General features: G+C 46.3%; 16 protein-coding genes and 1 pseudogene. 12 read left to right on the top strand and 5 right to left on the bottom strand.

Annotated elements, in window-relative coordinates:
• Positions 1-135 precede the first annotated feature (135 nt).
• Positions 136-1271: pseudogene (locus D908_RS04175) on the top strand (serine hydrolase).
• Positions 1272-1440: 169 nt separating this feature from the next.
• Entirely contained in the window at positions 1441-1788 is a 348-nt protein-coding gene (locus D908_RS04180) for a helix-turn-helix domain-containing protein (protein ID WP_000422466.1), read from the top strand.
• Positions 1789-1841: 53 nt separating this feature from the next.
• Here D908_RS04180 and D908_RS04185 read toward each other — a convergent pair whose 3' ends face one another.
• On the bottom strand, positions 1842-2276 hold the full coding sequence (locus D908_RS04185; RefSeq protein WP_000439038.1) for a hypothetical protein: 435 nt from the start codon (positions 2274-2276) through the stop codon (positions 1842-1844).
• A gap of 218 nt (positions 2277-2494) precedes the next feature.
• On the opposite strand from D908_RS04185, the gene D908_RS04190 reads away from it, so the two are divergent.
• Positions 2495-3214, top strand: coding sequence for a carbonic anhydrase (locus tag D908_RS04190; RefSeq protein ID WP_032467697.1), 720 nt, complete (start codon positions 2495-2497; stop codon positions 3212-3214).
• Positions 3215-3645: 431 nt separating this feature from the next.
• Positions 3646-4719 (top strand): SGNH/GDSL hydrolase family protein, encoded by a 1074-nt coding sequence (locus D908_RS04195; RefSeq protein ID WP_005526403.1) that lies wholly within the window; start codon positions 3646-3648, stop codon positions 4717-4719.
• A 71-nt stretch (positions 4720-4790) separates the two neighbouring features.
• Here D908_RS04195 and gcvP read toward each other — a convergent pair whose 3' ends face one another.
• The 3 genes from gcvP to D908_RS04210 all read right to left on the bottom strand — a co-directional run bounded on the left by gcvP (position 4791) and on the right by D908_RS04210 (position 9522).
• Positions 4791-7655: an aminomethyl-transferring glycine dehydrogenase gene (gene gcvP, locus D908_RS04200; RefSeq protein WP_005526401.1), complete on the bottom strand. Its 2865-nt coding sequence runs from the start codon at positions 7653-7655 to the stop codon at positions 4791-4793.
• A gap of 142 nt (positions 7656-7797) precedes the next feature.
• On the bottom strand, positions 7798-8178 hold the full coding sequence (gcvH, locus tag D908_RS04205; protein ID WP_000361813.1) for a glycine cleavage system protein GcvH: 381 nt from the start codon (positions 8176-8178) through the stop codon (positions 7798-7800).
• 36 nt (positions 8179-8214) lie between these two features.
• A complete protein-coding gene (locus tag D908_RS04210) occupies positions 8215-9522 on the bottom strand; it encodes a serine hydroxymethyltransferase (RefSeq protein WP_005526395.1) in 1308 nt (435 codons plus the stop codon).
• A gap of 389 nt (positions 9523-9911) precedes the next feature.
• Here D908_RS04210 and D908_RS04220 point away from each other — a divergent pair, with 389 nt between their 5' ends.
• The 6 genes from D908_RS04220 to rplT all read left to right on the top strand — a co-directional run bounded on the left by D908_RS04220 (position 9912) and on the right by rplT (position 15380).
• The gene (locus tag D908_RS04220; RefSeq protein WP_005526390.1) at positions 9912-10535 is read left to right on the top strand and encodes a helix-turn-helix domain-containing protein; all 624 of its coding nucleotides are present in this window, start codon (positions 9912-9914) and stop codon (positions 10533-10535) included.
• A 243-nt stretch (positions 10536-10778) separates the two neighbouring features.
• Positions 10779-11909, top strand: coding sequence for a glycine cleavage system aminomethyltransferase GcvT (gcvT, locus tag D908_RS04225; protein ID WP_005526389.1), 1131 nt, complete (start codon positions 10779-10781; stop codon positions 11907-11909).
• A gap of 294 nt (positions 11910-12203) precedes the next feature.
• On the top strand, positions 12204-14132 hold the full coding sequence (thrS, locus tag D908_RS04230; RefSeq protein ID WP_005526387.1) for a threonine--tRNA ligase: 1929 nt from the start codon (positions 12204-12206) through the stop codon (positions 14130-14132).
• 3 nt (positions 14133-14135) lie between these two features.
• Positions 14136-14687, top strand: coding sequence for a translation initiation factor IF-3 (gene infC, locus D908_RS04235; protein WP_080478870.1), 552 nt, complete (start codon positions 14136-14138; stop codon positions 14685-14687).
• Positions 14688-14790: 103 nt separating this feature from the next.
• Positions 14791-14985 carry a 50S ribosomal protein L35 gene (rpmI, locus tag D908_RS04240; protein WP_001885060.1) on the top strand — a complete coding sequence of 65 codons (195 nt, stop codon included), beginning with the start codon at positions 14791-14793 and terminating at the stop codon, positions 14983-14985.
• A 41-nt stretch (positions 14986-15026) separates the two neighbouring features.
• Positions 15027-15380, top strand: coding sequence for a 50S ribosomal protein L20 (gene rplT, locus D908_RS04245; RefSeq protein ID WP_001138366.1), 354 nt, complete (start codon positions 15027-15029; stop codon positions 15378-15380).
• Between the two features lie 78 nt (positions 15381-15458).
• Here rplT and intIA read toward each other — a convergent pair whose 3' ends face one another.
• Complete coding sequence (gene intIA / locus D908_RS04250; protein WP_005526384.1) at positions 15459-16421, bottom strand: integron integrase IntIA; 963 nt, start codon at positions 16419-16421, stop codon at positions 15459-15461.
• A 244-nt stretch (positions 16422-16665) separates the two neighbouring features.
• Between intIA and D908_RS04255 the strand changes: the two genes are divergently transcribed.
• Together D908_RS04255 and D908_RS20685 are read left to right on the top strand one after the other, a co-directional pair.
• A complete protein-coding gene (locus D908_RS04255; RefSeq protein ID WP_005526381.1) occupies positions 16666-17115 on the top strand; it encodes a hypothetical protein in 450 nt (149 codons plus the stop codon).
• A gap of 1385 nt (positions 17116-18500) precedes the next feature.
• A partial coding sequence (locus D908_RS20685; protein ID WP_005526374.1) for a DUF645 family protein occupies positions 18501-18669 on the top strand: 169 nt, incomplete at its 3' end.

The raw sequence follows: 18669 nt of genomic DNA, 5'->3' as shown, positions 1-18669 counted from the left end.
TTGTAAGTTCTCAAGTATCAACTGTAAGAGTTGGTAAAGAGAAGCTGTGCTAAATTCTTTGTTGGTTATACTGCTTGCTTGGTATTTATTGGGGGACACGTTATGACCAGCACCAAGTTTCTCTTCAGGCTTTCAATGGCTTGTATGGCGTTTGTGCCAACTCTGGGTTTTTCCGCTCTCACCATTACTCCTGAGCCGCCGCAGTTGGCCGCTAATGGGTATGTATTAATCGATTATCACACCGGAAAAATACTGGTCGAACGTAATGCGCATCAAAAACTGAATCCAGCCAGCTTAACCAAGCTGATGACTGCGTATGTCGCAGGACAAGAGATGAAGCGTGGCAATATCCATGCAGAAGACCAAGTTCGGATCAGCAATAATGCTTGGGCGAAGAAATTTCCCGATTCATCAAAAATGTTCATTGAAGTGGGCAGTTACGTCAATTTGATGGATCTCTACCGTGGCTTGATTGTGCAATCGGGTAATGACGCGAGTGTGGCGATTGCCGAGCATGTTGCGGGTTCTGAAAGTGCTTTTGTGAGCCTAATGAATTCTTGGGCTCAGCAATTGGGCATGAACAACAGTTCATTCGCCAATCCACATGGGCTCGATAACTCAAATTTGTACAGCACACCTTATGATATCGCGCTATTAGGGCAAGCCATTATCCGTGATTTACCGGAAATCTACCCACTCTACAGTGAGCTTTCATTCACCTATAACGGCATCACACAACATAACCGTAACGGGTTATTGCGTGATCGCAGCATGAATGTGGATGGTATGAAAACAGGCTATACCAGTGGGGCAGGCTACAGCTTGGCTAGTTCAGCTACCAGTGGTGAAATGCGCTTAATTTCAGTCGTGATGGGATCTAAAAGCGTCAAAATTCGTGAAGCAGAAAGTAAGCAGCTTCTCAGCTACGGTTTTCGCTTTTTTGAAACCGTGAGCCCACATCAAAAAGAGAGTGTTATCCAAAGCCAACGGATCTGGTATGGCGATAAAAATGAAGTGGCATTGGGCAGTGCAGATACTGTTTATCTGACTTTGCCGCGTAATGATGTAAAAAAGCTGAATGCCGTTATTCAGCTTGATAAAACGTTAGAAGCGCCGGTTGCCAAAGGTGATGTCGTGGGGGCGATTCTTTACTACATCGGCGAAGAAAAAGTGGGTGAAGCTAAGCTCGTAGCCAGGAGTCCGTTGAGCAAGGTGGAATCTTTAAACGTCTGTTTGACTGGTTCAAACTGCTATTTGCGAGTTGGTTTTAATCGCAGTTTCTAAGTCTATCGATAAAATTCTCACTACAAACTGGGAGTTTGATCTCAGTTTGTAGTGAGATGATCAATACACATCGCAAACTCACATCAGATTGACACGCCGCACAAAAAATTCTGGCATTCTGCTTGCCATTCGCAACAACGAGGAGGAGAGGCTGTAATGGAACTGAACCAAGAAGATCGCAACGCACTTTACGATGTTTGGATGACAAAAAAAGCCAAGATGCATCTGACCCAGATGGAGATGACCAAGCGCCTTGGTGTCAGTCAGGTTGAGTTTTCCGATTTACTCAGAGGCGATGCGCCGCTCTCCATGTCTTTTGTTAGCCGTTTTTGCCAACACTTACATGTTGAACCGCACAACGTTTTACCCACGCTGAAGCGCAAAGCCCGCGCGGGTGAAAAATTGGTACATCTGCAAAACCGAGTCACGGTTGATGGTGATATCAAACGTGTTTATGTGGAAGGTAATCAAGTCGTTATTGAATATACCCATCTTGCCAAATAGTGCCGTTTGAGTACGGCTCTATTTTTACTCTCTTTTTCGCTTTGTCGTTACGTTTATAGTTCAGCGTAGCGGTACAGAAGTTCCGTTAGTTGAGTTGACCACGCCAGAGCGTTTGCCGGTTGTGCGGCGATCAGTTTTTCGACTTCCGCACAATGGGTTTCTAAATCTACCGTTTGTTCCAGATGAAAGGCGATCGCATAGAAATGCCATAGCAGGAGTCGGCTCATACGCTGAGTATTCTGCGTAGCTTGATCTGAACCTTCAAACATGGATGGAAGCTCACCCAGTGCAATGGCATGCATTTTTACCATCGCATCAATATGGGCCATGTGCGCTTTTTCTTCGCCTTCAAACTCTTCATCATCAAAGCGGTACAATTCACGCAAAATATCTTCACTAATCAAACGGTGCAAAATACGCAAACTGAACTCGGTCAGTTCTTCTTTATCCATCGCACGAATGCATTGATAGGTGTAGTCACGCTCCATGGAGTTACTCTTTTCATTGTCAATAAGAGGCGACATTGTAAAGCGTTTTTGATAGAGCGCCAGTCAATCTTCGTCAACTCCCTCACTCATTGCATGCAGGAGTGAACAGGCTTCCAGAGTCACGTTCTTAGGGCATTGCCACACTTGGCATGTGCAACGTTTTGTTTATGATGCCGAGCAGAAAATCACTGTTATGTTAATAAGATAAGCGAGGAACTATGAAAAGAATGACCTTGGCATTGGCCGTGACGGCCTGTGTTGGCTTTGGTGCACAAGCATCCGAATGGGGGTATGAAGGTGAACATGGGCCAGAGCATTGGGGGAAAATTGCGCCCTTGTGTGCAGAAGGGAAGAATCAGAGCCCAATTGATGTGACCCAAAGCGTTGAAGCAGATCTGCCGCCTTTCGCATTAAACTATCAAGGCCAAGTGGTCGGGTTACTCAATAACGGGCACACACTGCAAGCGGAAGTCAGTGGTAATAACCAGTTGCAAGTGGATGGTAACACGTTCCAACTCAAGCAATTCCATCTGCATACACCTTCAGAGAACCTACTTAATGGGAAGCAGTTCCCGCTGGAAGCGCACTTCGTTCACGCGGACGAGCAAGGCAACCTCGCTGTGGTGGCTGTGATGTATGAAGTAGGATCAGAAAACCCTATGTTGAGTAGTTTCACTGCCAATATGCCAAGTAAAGGCAGCAAGGTTGAGCTAGTCCATTCATTGCCATTGGATAAGTGGATCCCGGCATCAAAAAATTATTACCGCTTCAATGGTTCACTGACAACGCCACCTTGTAGCGAAGGAGTGCGTTGGATTGTACTTAATGAACCCTCCGTGCTTTCAGAGCAACAAGAGCAAGGTTTAATTTCGGTCATGGGCCATAACAATCGCCCAGTGCAACCTCATAATGCGCGGTTAGTTGTCAGTGCGGATTAAACGGTGAACGGTCCGAATCACACCGTAAAAAAAAGCGCCCGTAATGGGCGCTGAATTGGTTATAGCGAGTTAAATAGGACGAGAAAGCCTAAAACATGCACACTAGTTTACTCATTAGTGTACGAACAAATCTAAATCTTCTCTTTGAAAGAATCATGTCGGTTTGGTTGTGCTTTTATGAAGTTTATTTCGTGGCATCACGCCCTGTCTGGATTGATGATGCGGAACAGAGAATCCTGTAACTGACCTGTTTGTACAGAGTGGTTTCATGAGAAATCTGACCAAAATCTCTCATTTCACTCCCACAATAATTTCAATGATCAGTCTTTATTGATGTGGTGTTGAGCATGCTTGTTCAACGACCAAAAATCGCCTGCCTAATTGGGCAACTAGGCGAGCCTCTGTAGACAAAACACAATAAAGGAAGATTTATGCTTAAGCGACTTAGTTGTCTTGGTGCACTGCTGGTAAGTGCCACGAGTATGGCCGATACCGTTCCCGCAACGTATTACGCATTGCAGTATGAAGGCCGGCATATCAATGATTACGTAGCCGGAACGGTAAAAATGAACTGGCCTGGCAGCAGTGTTAAAACCCGTTTAGTGGGTACCGAACTCTCCGTTTCTTTGCTTGGCAAGGGGGACCGATTTGATGTGTTGGTGGATGGTCAACTACATCAAACCATAGTGACGAATGTTGGGAATACGCCCCAAACGTTTACACTTTATCAACAGACACAGCCCAATCCAGTGGTTATCGAGCTGGTAAAACGTACAGAAAATTACACGGAACTCAGCCAGTTTATTTCCTTTGATTATCAAGGTTATCTCGAAGGTGAATGGCGTCGTGAACCGCATATTCTCTTCATCGGTGACTCGATCAGTGCCGGGTTTGCCAGTGAGTCTAACAAGCGCGACTGTACTTATGATGAAATTGTAGCGACTTCCAATGCTCGACTGGCCTTCCCCTACAAAACTAGCCAAGCACTGCAGGCGAGCTTGACCCAAGTGTCGTTCTCCGGTTTAGGTTTAGTGCGTAACTGGGATGGCAATCAGTCTTACCACACCTTGGCGGATTACCTTGATAAACCAGCAGCCATTTATGGTTTTACCGCTGATTTTGAAGATAAACATCCGGATCTGATCGTGATTGAAGTGGGTACCAACGATTTCAGTACGCCTCCTCAGCCTCATGAACCGTGGACGACGGTGGAAGAAGTGAAAAACGCGTGGGTGAGTAAAATGGTCGATGTCGTGACTGCACTTCGTCATCGTTACGGTATGACTAATATCGTACTCATGCCAAGACCGGACTACCCCTATTACCAAATAAATCCAGCCACCGCAGAGGCAATTGCATTGCTAAACCAAGCAGGGCAAAAAGGAGTGTACAGCATGAACTTTGTCTCTCCATTTGAAGGATGTATTTGGCACCCGACGGCAACAGAGCATCAAGCCATTGCTGATCAACTGGCCAACTTCATTACTGAAAATCAGCTACTTTGATTCAAAAGTTTGTTGAGGAAATAAATAAAAAGGCGAGCACTATGGCTCGCCTTTACTAATCGGATTACCGATTAGTCTTGATAACTGTCAATGCTTGGGCATGAGCAGACTAGGTTACGGTCGCCGTACACGTTATCGACACGGTTCACCGTTGGCCAGTATTTGCTGGCTTTGGTGTGTGCCGATGGGAAGCAGGCGATTTCACGTGAGTATGGACGATCCCAATTCTCTTCGCGCAGATCCGCTTGGGTATGTGGCGCATGTACCAGAGGGTTGCTTTCAAGCGGCCATTCGCCATTTTTCACTTTGTTGATCTCGCTACGAATCGCAATCAATGCATCACAGAAGCGATCCAGTTCCGCCAAATCTTCCGATTCCGTTGGTTCAACCATTAAAGTGCCTGCTACTGGGAATGACATAGTTGGCGCGTGGAAGCCGTAGTCCATCAAGCGCTTCGCAATATCTTCTTCGCTAATCCCGGTTTCTTCTTTCAGAGGACGGATATCGATGATGCACTCGTGCGCCACTCGACCATTCGCACCGCGGTAAAGAATCGGGTAGTGCGGACGCAGACGCTCCATCACATAGTTGGCATTCAAAATCGCTAGCTTGGTTGCTTCAGCCAAACCTTCAGCACCCATCATTGCAATGTAGGCCCAAGAGATCGGCAGAATGGACGCGCTGCCAAGATCGGCTGCGGAAACTGCGAAATCAGAACCTTCTACGCCACCTTCAATGTGTCCCGGCAGGAAAGGTGCGAGGTGCGATTTCACACCGATAGGTCCCATGCCTGGGCCGCCGCCGCCATGTGGAATACAGAAGGTTTTGTGCAAGTTCAGGTGTGATACGTCTGAGCCGATAAAGCCCGGTGACGTCAAGCCCACTTGCGCGTTCATGTTCGCGCCATCAAGGTAAACTTGACCACCTGCCGCATGCACCATTTCACACACTTCACGCACTTGTTGTTCATACACACCATGCGTTGAAGGGTAGGTGATCATGATGCTGGAAAGATTGTCTTTGTGCTTTTCAATCTTGTCTGCAAGGTCAACCATATCAATGTTGCCGTTTTCATCACATTTCACCACGACGACTTTCATCGACACCATAGCCGCTGTGGCTGGGTTGGTGCCGTGTGCTGAGCTTGGAATGAGGCAAACATTGCGGTGGCCTTCGCCACGGCTTTGGTGATACCGCTGAATCGCAATCAAACCTGCATATTCACCGGAAGCCCCTGAGTTGGGTTGCAATGAGAAAGCATCGTAACCGGTAATTTCACACAGTTTTTGCTTCAGGTCTTCAGCCAATGCAGCATAGCCCGCCGCTTGTGCTTTCGGTATAAACGGATGCAGTGCGCCAAATTCAGGCCAAGTGACAGGGATCATCTCCGCAGTGGCGTTGAGCTTCATGGTGCAACTGCCTAGTGGGATCATGCCGTGAGTCAGAGAGAAATCTTTGTTTTCCAGATGCTTCATATAACGCAGCATCTGAGTTTCACTGTGGTGCGTGTTAAACACAGGGTGAGTCAAAAACGCGCTTTGGCGACGGCAACTTTCTGGAATCGCTGCGAGCTCATTGGCAGCAATGCTGTTTGAAAGCGCATGAACATCTTCTTTAATGCCAAAGATGGCAAATAGCGCTTCAACGTCTGCCACTGTCGTGGTTTCATCAAAGCTCACGCCAAGCTGATTAGGTAGTTTACGCAGGTTGATATCCGCTTGTTGCGCGGCTTGGTACAGAGCATCTGTTTTCGCGCCTGCATTGATCGCCAGCGTATCAAAGAAATGCTGGTATGCGAGTTCGTAACCTGCTTTGGTTAAGCCTGCGGCAAGAATCGCTGTGAGGTGGTGAGTGCGGCGCGCAATGGTACGTAGACCTTGTGGACCATGGTACACCGCATAAAACGCGGCCATGTTGGCCAGCAGCGCTTGCGCGGTACAGATGTTTGAGGTCGCTTTTTCGCGGCGAATGTGCTGCTCACGGGTTTGCATTGCCATACGCAATGCTTGGTTGCCTTTCGCATCGATCGAAACACCGATCACACGTCCCGGCATCGTGCGTTTATGCGCATCACGTGTTGCCATGAAAGCCGCGTGTGGACCGCCGTAACCCATAGGTACACCAAAGCGCTGTGCCGAACCAATCACCACATCTGCGCCCATTTCACCCGCGGGTTTGAGGAGCACGCTGGCGAGCAAATCGGTCGCCACGGTGACTAAGGTTTTGTTGGCCTGTGCTTTGGCGATTATGTCAGTCAGATCGCGCACTTCACCGGTAGTGCCCGGGTATTGCAGCAGTGCGCCAAAAGCTTCTTGTTGAGTGATGTTGTCAATCGAATCGACTTTCACCTCGAAGCCAAGGAATGCGGCGCGGGTTTTCACCACTTCAATGGTTTGTGGATGCACGTCATCGGCAACAAAGAACAGGTTGCTTTTGCTCTTGCCTGCGCGTTGGCACAGTGCCATCGCCTCTGCCGCCGCTGTGGCTTCATCGAGCAGTGACGCATTCGCAATTTCCATCGCGTTTAAATCCATCACCATCTGCTGATAGTTAAGCAGTGATTCAAGACGGCCTTGCGAGATTTCTGGCTGATAAGGGGTGTAAGCGGTGTACCAGCCCGGGTTCTCCATCACGTTACGTAAAATGACGTTGGGCGTGAAGGTGTTGTAGTAACCCTGACCAATGAAAGTACGTTTAATCTGGTTAAGCTTAGCGAACGATTGAATGGTCGCTAGCATGTCAGCTTCGCTTTGAGCTGGCGCGAGCTGCATTGGCGCTTCTAAACGGATCTGTGCAGGAACAGTTTGGGCGATAAGTGCATCCAAACTTTCCGCATTCACCGTTTTAAGCATGGTGGCTTGTTCTTGTTTATCCGGCCCGTTGTGGCGTGCAACGAACTCATTTTGTGTGCTTAGGCTGTGAAGTAATTCTGTCATTGTCCTTTACCTTCTTTCCATGTGAGCATGCGAACAACCTTGGTGGAATCACCACTCACTTGGCGATCAAACATCACTCATTTGAGGTGAGTGACTTTGAAAAAAAGCCGCCTGAAGGGCAGCTTTTTCATGCATGTGGCGCTTAGTCTTCTTCGATTGAAGCAAGATACTCTTCAGCGTCTTTCAGATCTTTCAACTCATCTGGATCTGACATTTTCACTTTGACGATCCAACCGCCATCGTAAGGCTCTTCATTAATCAGCTCTGGGCTGTTTTGTAGCTCTTCGTTGACTTCAATCACCACGCCCGTCACTGGGGCGTAGATGTCAGAAGCGGCTTTCACCGACTCAACCAGTGAAAAACTGTCACCAGCGTCAATTTCGGCATCGATTTCAGGTAACTCTACAAACACTACGTCACCGAGCATTTCTTGGGCGTGCTCAGAGATGCCGATGGTTACTGTACCGTCACCGTTGTCGCGAACCCATTCATGGCTTTCTGTGAACTTCAGTGTCTTGTCCATTGCGTATTCTCCAAAAAATATCGTACTGATAAAAAGCTATTGATAGAGCGGGAAGCGTTGGCACAGCGCTTTAACTTGTTTACGCACTTGTTGCTCAACCTCTGAGTTGCCTTCTGGGTTGGCCACCAAACCATCCAGAACATCCCCAATCCACTCACCGATGAGTTTGAATTCTTCACGGCCGAAACCACGGCTGGTTCCGGCAGGCGTACCTAAACGAATGCCCGATGTAATCATAGGCTTCTCTTCGTCAAATGGGATGCCATTTTTGTTACACGTGATCCCTGCACGCTCTAATGCTTGTTCAACTTGGTTGCCTTTCAAACCTTTAGGTCTGAGATCCACCAGCATCAGATGCGTATCTGTTCCGCCAGTCACAATGTCACATCCGCGAGTTTGCAACACTTCGGCCAGCACTTTTGCGTTATCGATCACCGAATCTATATAAGTGCGGAATTCAGGGCCGAGCGCTTCACCAAATGCCACTGCTTTAGCGGCAATCACGTGCATCAGTGGGCCACCTTGTAAACCGGGGAACACCGCAGAATTAATCTTTTTGTTGATCTCTTCGTGGTTGGTCAAAATCATGCCGCCGCGTGGGCCACGTAGAGTTTTGTGTGTGGTAGTGGTGACGACATGAGCATGCGGCAACGGACTTGGATGTGCACCGGTAGCCACCAGTCCGGCGATGTGCGCCATATCAACCATCAACAGCGCGCCAATTTCGTCAGCAATCGCGCGGAATTTAGAAAAATCAATCACGCGTGGAATGGCACTGCCGCCTGCGATGATCATTTTTGGTTTGTGTTCTAACGCCAGTGCACGAACAGAATCGTAGTTAATTTCGAGGGTTTGACGATCAACACCGTATTGCACCGCATTGAACCATTTACCTGAAAGAGCAGGGCGCGCACCATGGGTGAGGTGACCGCCTGCATCCAGCGACATACCCATAATGGTGTCGCCCGGTTGCAGCAGAGCAAGCATGACAGCGCCATTGGCTTGAGCGCCTGAGTGTGGTTGAACGTTTGCGTATTGGCACTGAAAAAGCATTTTGGCGCGTTCGATAGCAATCTGCTCTACGCTGTCGACATGTTCACAACCGCCGTAGTAACGGCGACCCGGATAACCTTCGGCGTATTTGTTGGTCAGGCAAGTGCCTTGTGCCTGCATAACCGCTTTAGAGACGATGTTTTCAGAGGCAATCAGTTCGATCTGTTCATTTTGGCGGGTGTATTCAGCTTGAATGGCGGCAAAGACCGCATCATTAGTTGCCGCCAGCGGAGTAGAGAAGAAGTTCTCAAGGCTAACGTTGGGATAAGCTTTGTTTAGATTTGCATTCATAGTAGATGGCCTTCCAATCTGATAACCGCACGAATATGGGTGGGTTATCGCTCCTTTTTCTGATCGCGATACCTATCGCGATCGGCTGAGTCATTCCTAATCTTGATTGCCATAAACCTTGGCAATCTAACCCCAATCCGCAGGGTCGAAAACTCGCGGTTATAAACTGAAAAATCAGCCAGAGCCGCGAGTGATTGCATCTCTTCATCTAACAAGTCGGTAACATACTCTTTGCTTGCAGAACAATCAATCAAAAATTTCCTATAGGAAACACGGTTTCTGATCTGCTTAGCAAAAGTGGCTTTATTTCTTTGTGTACTCTTTAATCAACAAATCGCTTCATGCCACAATGCTCGGCACACAGGAAGTTTTACAACGAGAGGGAAAGCATGTCAGAAGACATTTATGATGAGTACCCATCCATCACTTTGGCGCGTGAATCGGGCGAACAAGGCATCGAGCCACTCAAGCTGGGTCAGCGGATCAAAGATATCCGCACGCGATTAGGTATTACGCTTGAAGAAGCTAGCCAGCGTACTGGACTCGCTCGCTCTACACTGAGCAAAATTGAAAACGAGCAGATTTCGCCAACCTTTCAGGCCATGCAAAAATTGGCGCATGGTTTGCAGATTGATATGCCGCAACTCTTTGAACCGCCGAAGAAAATTGTTGCCACAGGGCGGCGAGATATTACCCGTAAAGAAGCAGGGAAACCGCACCCAACACAAACCTATGAACATGAATTGCTCGCGACTCAACTTTCTAACAAAAAGATGATGCCGTTCAAAAGCCGCGTGCGTGCCAGAGCGTTTGAAGAGTACAGCGATTGGGTGCGTCACGATGGTGAGGAGTTTTTGCTGATCCTTGAAGGTGAAGTGATGTTCTACAGCGAATTTTATGAGCCGGTACATTTGGCGGAAGGGGATAGTGTTTATTACGACGCCAACATGGGACACATGCTAGTTTCGGTGAGTGACGAAGATGCGCTGATCTTGTGGGTAACCGCAAGATAGCGTGTTTCCTATCCGAAAGATCTGCTTATAGAGACAGAGAAAGTGGAGTCGATCTGTAGTGATTTTTGATAACCATTTCTTAACAATGTTGTTAACTGTGATGGTGAGCACTGTTTTAATTCGATGAATCCTCTAAAACGGGCTCGGCTTGTTTATTATTGGAAACATAGTTTCCTCGTTAAAGGAATCTCGCCACTGTGCATTGCGCCCGAAGCGCGGCTTTGGCTTATATGGAGAACAAGAATGACTCAACAACACGAAACCTTACTGACCACGCCGTTGCATGCGTTACATATTGAGGTTGGCGCAAAAATGGTGCCTTTTGCAGGCTACGATATGCCAGTGCAATACGCCCTTGGGGTGAGAAAAGAGCATTTACATACCCGTGAAGCAGCAGGTCTGTTTGATGTTTCTCATATGGGACAACTGCGCTTGTACGGAGCTCAAGCCGCTGCCGCATTAGAAACCTTGGTTCCGGTTGACATCATTGATCTCCCAGCCGGTAAACAGCGTTATGCGTTTTTCACGAATGCCCAAGGTGGCATTATGGATGATTTGATGGTGGCCAACATGGGTGACCATCTGTTTGTGGTGGTGAATGCCGCGTGTAAAGAGCAAGACATTGCACATCTAAAAGCGCATTTGCCTGCGGATGTTGAGATGGAAGTGATCGAAGATCGCGCTCTGCTTGCTCTGCAAGGTCCGAAAGCGGCGCAAGTGCTCGCACGTTTGCAACCTGCCGTTACCAACATGCTGTTTATGGATGTTCAGTTGCTTGAGATCGATGGTGCAGAATGTATTGTCAGTCGCAGTGGTTACACTGGTGAAGATGGTTACGAAATCTCAGTGCCTGCTGATAAAGCGGCTGCACTGGCTCGTAGACTGACGAATTTTGAAGAAGTGGAGTGGATAGGCCTTGGCGCGCGCGACTCACTGCGTTTGGAGTGTGGTTTGTGTCTCTATGGACACGATCTCGACCAAACCACATCGCCAGTGGAAGCAAGCTTGCTGTGGGCGATTCAGCCAGTGCGCCGCAAAGGTGGTGCGCGTGAAGGCGGCTTCCCCGGTGCAGAGATTATTCTCAGCCAGATTGAAACCAAACAAGTCAGCCGTAAACGCGTAGGTTTGGTCGGACAAACCAAAGCACCAGTACGCGAAGGCACTGAGCTGTTTGACGCGCAAGGCAACAAAATTGGTGTCGTGACCAGCGGAACTGCAGGCCCAACGGCCGACAAACCAGTTTCAATGGCTTATGTCAGCACTGAGCACGCCGCTTTAGGCTGTGAAGTGTTTGCCGAAGTGCGCGGGAAGATGCTGCCGATGACTGTCGAAAAAATGCCTTTTGTACCTCAGCGTTATTATCGCGCAGGATAATCTAATCAGTGTCGCTCTTATGAAAGAGGTCAGCTTACCAAAGGAAGGGAAACCTTCCTTTGTGCTTTTTGAAACCTAGATTTGCAGCCTGAGCTGACCGAGAAAGCGGTTGTCATTTCAGCACATTGGTTTATGATGCTGCGACGTACTTAAGCTGGTGCATCCGTATTTGCGCCAAAATTTGTACCGAATTTTTTGAACTCGTTACGCCGCTATTTATTACAAAATGAATTTAAAGCGTAATTTTTTCACACAAGTGTTGCTTGGTGTGCAACACCACTGTAAGGATAATACATGCCTATTATTACTCTTCCTGACGGTAGTCAGCGTCATTTTGACAACCCAGTATCTACTCTCGAAGTTGCCCAATCTATCGGCCCTGGTCTTGCGAAAGCCACTATTGCTGGTCGTGTGAATGGTGCTCGCGTTGATGCTTGCGATCTGATTGAACACGATGCCAGCCTAGAAATCATCACTACTAAAGATGAAGTAGATGGTTTGGAAATCGTGCGTCACTCATGTGCGCACTTGCTTGGCCACGCGCTTAAGCAACTTTACCCGAATGCGAAAATGGCGATCGGTCCAACCATCGACAGCGGTTTTTACTACGACATCGATCTCGAGCAGTCTCTCTCTCAAGAAGATCTTGAGAAAATCGAAGCTCGCATGGTTGAGTTAGCGAAAACCAAATACGCGGTTGTCAAAAAGAAAGTGAGCTGGCAGGAAGCACGCGATACCTTTGAATCGCGCGGTGAAAGCTACAAGATGGAAATTCTGGATGAAAACGTGGCGCGAGATGATCGCCCAGGTCTTTACCATCATGAAGAATACATCGACATGTGTCGTGGTCCACACGTACCGCACATGGGCTTTTGTCAAAACTTCAAATTGTTGAACGTTGCTGGTGCATACTGGCGCGGTAACAGCGATAACAAAATGCTGCAACGTATCTACGGTACAGCGTTCCATGATAAGAAAGCTCTGCAAGCGCATTTAACTCGCCTTGAAGAAGCTGCAAAGCGTGACCATCGTAAAATCGGTAAGCAACTTGATCTGTTCCATATGCAGCAAGAAGCACCGGGCATGGTGTTCTGGCACCACAACGGTTGGTCTATCTTCCGTGATCTGGAAATCTTTATTCGTCAAAAATTGAACGAATACGGTTACCAAGAAGTAAAAGGTCCATTGATGATGGATCGCGTGCTTTGGGAGCGTTCTGGTCACTGGGATAAATATGCAGATGCGATGTTCACGACTTCATCAGAAAACCGTGAATACGCGATCAAGCCGATGAACTGTCCGGGTCACATCCAGATTTTCAACCAAGGTTTGAAATCTTACCGTGATCTTCCACTGCGCATGGCAGAGTTTGGTTCATGTCATCGTAACGAGCCATCAGGTTCACTACACGGCATCATGCGTGTGCGTGGGTTTACTCAAGATGACGCGCATATCTTCTGTACTGAAGACCAAATTCAGCAAGAAGTAACATCGTGCATCAAGATGGTGTATGATACCTACACGACTTTTGGTTTCCAAAACATCGTGGTGAAGCTTTCTACTCGCCCAGAAAAGCGTGTGGGTAGCGATGAAATTTGGGATAAATCAGAACAAGCGCTGATCGATTCTCTGAAGGCAATGGAAATCCCATTTGAAATTCAGGAAGGCGAAGGTGCGTTCTATGGTCCTAAAATTGAGTTTACACTCTACGACTGTTTAGATCGTGCGTGGCAATGTGGTACAGTGCAGCTCGATTTCAACTTGCCTACACGTTTAGGTGCAACTTACGTTGGTGAAAGCAATGAACGCTTAATTCCGGTGATGATCCACCGTGCGATTTTGGGTTCACTTGAGCGCTTCATCGGTATTCTTATTGAAGAATACGCAGGATTCTTCCCAACTTGGTTGGCGCCAGAGCAGGCTGTTGTTGTAAATATTACGGATAAACAAGCCGACTATGCTCATGAAGTCGCTCAAAAGCTACAAAAATGTGGTATTCGAGCAAAAGCAGACTTGAGAAATGAGAAAATAGGCTTTAAAATCCGCGAACACACTTTGAAGCGTGTTCCGTACATGTTGGTTTGTGGCGACCAAGAGATGGAAGCTGGTGAAATCGCAGTACGTACACGTAAAGGTAAAGATCTTGGTAAATTTAAATTGGATGATTTTATTAAACATATCCAAGCTGAGATTGTAAGCCGTAAGCTTAATCTGGAGGAATAAACTATTAAAGGCGGAAGACGTGGCCAAGTTCCGGTCAAGCAAAACCAGCACCGTTTAAACGGTGAAATTCGTGGCGTTCGTGAAGTTCGTTTAACTGGCGCAGACGGTGAGTCTGTAGGTGTCGTTTCGATCCAAGAAGCACTGGCTACAGCAGAAGAATCTGGTTTGGATCTCGTTGAGATCAGCCCTAACGCCGAGCCACCAGTCTGTCGTGTGATGGACTATGGCAAGTTCCTCTTTGAGAAGAGCAAGGCTACAAAAGAGCAGAAGAAGAAGCAAAAGCAGATCCAGATTAAGGAACTTAAATTCCGTCCTGGAACTGATATCGGAGACTATCAGGTAAAACTACGCAACCTGATCCGTTTCCTTGAAGAAGGCAACAAAGTGAAAGTAACTATTCGCTTCCGTGGCCGAGAGATGGCTCACCAAGACATCGGTGTAGACGTTTTGAATCGACTGAAAGAGGACACTGACGAATTCGCAGTGGTTGAATCTTTCCCGACCAAAATTGAAGCACGCCAGATGATCATGGTGTTAGCCCCTAAAAAGAAGTAATTAACGGCATTACAAGTAATGAACCTAGCCGTTGAAAGGCGGCTGGGTTTTATTCGCCCTAATTACACTGTTATTTAACTACTACAATGCGGAGTTATTCATCATGCCTAAGATGAAAAACAACAAAGGTGCTGCTAAGCGTTTCAAGAAAACTGCTGGTGGTATTAAGTACAAGCACGCTACTAAACGTCACATCCTGACTAAGCGTACTACTAAGAACAAGCGTCAGCTGCGTCCAAACGCCATTCTGCCTAAGTGCGAACTGGCTGCTGTAGCACGTATGCTTCCATACGCTTAATTCTTTTTAGTTTAATATTCGTTTAGTTTAGGAGAGACATAATGCCTCGCGTAAAACGTGGTGTACAAGCTCGTGCACGTCATAAGAAAGTTTTAAAACAAGCTAAAGGTTACTACGGTGCACGTTCACGTGTTTATCGTGTAGCGTTCCAAGCAGTTATTAAAGCTGGTCAATACGCTTACCGTGACCGTCGCGCTAAGAAACGTCAATTCCGTCAACTGTGGATTGCACGTATCAACGCTGCGGCTCGTCAAAATGGTCTGTCTTACAGCCGTTTCATCAACGGTCTGAAGAAAGCATCTATCGAGATCGATCGTAAGATCCTTGCTGATATCGCAGTATTCGACAAAGCAGCATTCGCTGTTCTAGTTGAAAAGGCGAAAGGCGCTCTGTAATAGCGTGTTATTAAGAAAAGGAGCATTTATGCTCCTTTTTTTCTATCTGAAATTTAACCATTTATCAAAACCCTCCCGCTATAAGCGCGATAACGGACTTAATACACCACTGGCCCCCCTATCAAGCACGTGAGTATAAATCTGCGTTGTTTTCACATCGGTATGACCCAATTGTTCTTGTACGGTACGTATATCAGCACCCACCTCAAGCAAATGGGTCGCAAACGAATGTCTGAGAGTATGGCAAGTGACGGTTTTCTCAATGCCTGCCTCCTGCGCAGATCTTCGCACTGTTCTTTGGAGTACCGTTTCATTCATATGATGTCGGCGCATCACATCGGATTCCGGATCTAGAGATAACTGAAAGGACGGAAAAAGATAGTGCCAACGAAATTCATAAGGTGCATTTGGGTATTTTTCTTTTAAGGCTGTTGGCAACCAAACCCCGCCGTAATTTTTCTGGTGCAGATCTCTATCGTAATAGCGCTTTGCCAAAGCAATTTGCTCTTTAAGATGGGGATAGAGTTCTTTCGCTAAAGTGACAGTACGATTTTTCCCACCTTTCCCTTGCCATATTCTGATGGCGCCATAATCAAAATCAATGTCCTGAATTCTTAAGCGAATACACTCCATCAAGCGTAAACCAGAACCGTAGAGCAACTTTGCAGGTAGCTGATATTTAGGGTCAACGACATCAAGTAAACGTCGAATTTCGTCCCTAGTCAGAACAACAGGTAATTTTCGTTCTAGTTGTGATCGTTGAAAGCGGATCTCAAGAGAAAGTGGCATCTTAAGAATTTCTTTATAAAGGAAACTCAATGAATTTAATGCCAGTGACTGAGTTTTGGCCGCGACATTACCGTTTACTGCTAAGTGAGTCAAAAACAGTTCAACCTCCTTATCTCCCATAAGGCTAGGATGTTTTTTATTGTGGAAATAAATGTAACGTGTAATCCAATGTAAGTAGGCCTCAATAGTCTTCTTTGCATAAAATCGAGTTTGCATATGTTCACTGATACTTAATAAGAATTGTGATTTCATTTTCTCTCTTATCTAAATGGCTGTTTTTATATACAGTATTGGTGTGTTTTCTTGATGTCAAGAAACTAATAAGATAGAAGTTGTATATTAATTCAGACTTGTTATTGCTATGAGATCTAACATGCTGATTTGGAAAAGATGTATGCTAATATGCACTCAGTGGTCTATTTGATAGGCAGCGGTAGACTGCCAATAAAAGATGGATGCGGTTGTCTAGAAAGCGTTAGGTGTTAATGGAGTTATGATGAAGCCGAATGAACATCTAGAGGTACTGGAAGCTCTAGGTATGTGTGCCTCAAAAGTGATTATTTGTAATAAGTTAAATAGAGTTCACGTACAAGCACAAGATCTTGATCTTCGATTATTAATATCCAAACTTATTTATGAAATTCAGACAACGAGTAATAACACTAGGGTTATGGCACCCAAAAATATGAAGAATGGAGTGCCTAGTGCTTCTAAGGCAATTCGTTACTGTGAATATCATTTATTAAAAAGAGAGGATAACCGCATGGATGAGAATGTCTCAATTGAGCATAATGGTGAAATAATCACTGCAACATACACAGTTAATGGAGATACTTTAGAAGTTTATCTGCCTGATGGAAGTAGTCGTTCAACTGAACTACGTGGTTTGAGCCCTGAATCCGCAGCAAAAATACATCTAAAAGTGTATGCAGCGAAAAACACCTAACAAACGCCTCAAGAGGGACTGTCAACGCGTGGCGTTTCCAGTCCCAATGAGCCGCGGTGGTTATGGTTGTTGTGTTTGAGTTTAGTGTTATGCGTTGCCAGCCCCTTAGGCGGGCGTTATGCTTAATCACGTAAAATCAGTGGTTTATGGTTTTCCTTTGTTCCCTCGGCTTTTCTGTTTTGTGTTTGTCGGCAAGCCGGCTTTCTTGAGCGCTGTTTTTCGGACACTTATTCTTTGGCGCTGGAAATTCAGAGAATTGCCTCATTCAATTCTCGGGCAAGCGTGAGGTTAGGGCGGTTAGCTCAATCAGAAATCCATTTTTAGATTTTTAAACTTCAAACCAGATTTGCCAAAATTCCGAGCCTGATTATCAAAACTATGATTCATTTCGGTTTTCTACGTTTTGGCTTTTGTTTCTGAATCAAAGTCGAGTTAATCTTGTTTCCAGAAAAACGTAACCCATTGAAGCTTAAGCATAACAAAGCGTTTAAGTGGGATTTGGCACGCGTGGCATTTTCGGTTTGCGTTGGGTTCGGTGATTAAGTCGCTGTGCGGTAGCTTTTGTATTGCGTGCCTGCACCCCTTAACGCGGCGTTAGTTTGCAAGAGGAAAAACGCAGCTATATCGCAAGATCTAGTGGTAAAAGCTCAAAGTTGAAATTGTCGTATCGGCGTTCAATTTCAGTGTTAACTAGCGTGGTGAAAATTCAAAATTGGCATCGTTTCAACGGTTGATTTGTTCTTTGGTGCGGCGACTTTTGGTTTACCTGAGTCGAACTTTTTTGCTGAAACTCTGCTCGTTGAGTTTGTTGGTACAAAAGCCGATCTACTCGCTGAAATAGCGTTTTCTCTGGTGTTGTAAGTTCATGTGGTTTCAGTGGCTTTGTTGAAAGTCCGCATTGTGAGATTGGTTTTCCAAAAGCGCTTTTTGGTGTTGTTAGTTCGTTTTCTGCGGCGTTGTTTGTTCCAAGTGGTTTCATTGAGTTGCCGCTTTGAGACTAAGCCTGACTTAAATGCATCAAAGCACATAAAGCTTATTGTTTTCAAAATTTAAAATGACGTAAAATCAACGCTTTGGGTTTGCAAACTAACAAACTGTTCAAGAGGGATTCGCAACGCGTGGCATTTTTACTATGCGTTGAATTTAGTGGTTAAGGTGGTATGCGGCGGCTTCGGTATTGCGTTGCTCACCCCTTAACAGGGCGTTAGCTTCTTGAAGCGGAAAATTATCAAAATCTAAGATTAGTTGCTCTGAACATGCAGCTTTTAGCGTTCAAGTTGCCCGATTTGGTTCTGTGTTTTAGCCTAATGAATATTTGGTAGAAAGTGTTGAAAGTTCCGTGGTTTCAAAGTCGCTGAAAACTAGCAAGCCTCGATGCTTCAACGTTGTTGGATGTTCAACACTCAAAGCCTGGTTTCACAAAAGGCTGCATCATCGCTGTGATCTGGCTTTCTTTGTCGCGGACTCTTAACCGTGGTCAACTCAACCTTGATCATTTTAAGTTTTGGTTGCCAACTTCACAGCTTTTGGCGTTGGACATGTGCTTGTCCGATG

The organism is Vibrio mimicus CAIM 602, from assembly GCF_000338875.1.
GTDB lineage: Bacteria > Pseudomonadota > Gammaproteobacteria > Enterobacterales > Vibrionaceae > Vibrio > Vibrio mimicus.
This window is presented reverse-complemented; position numbering and strand designations above follow the sequence as displayed.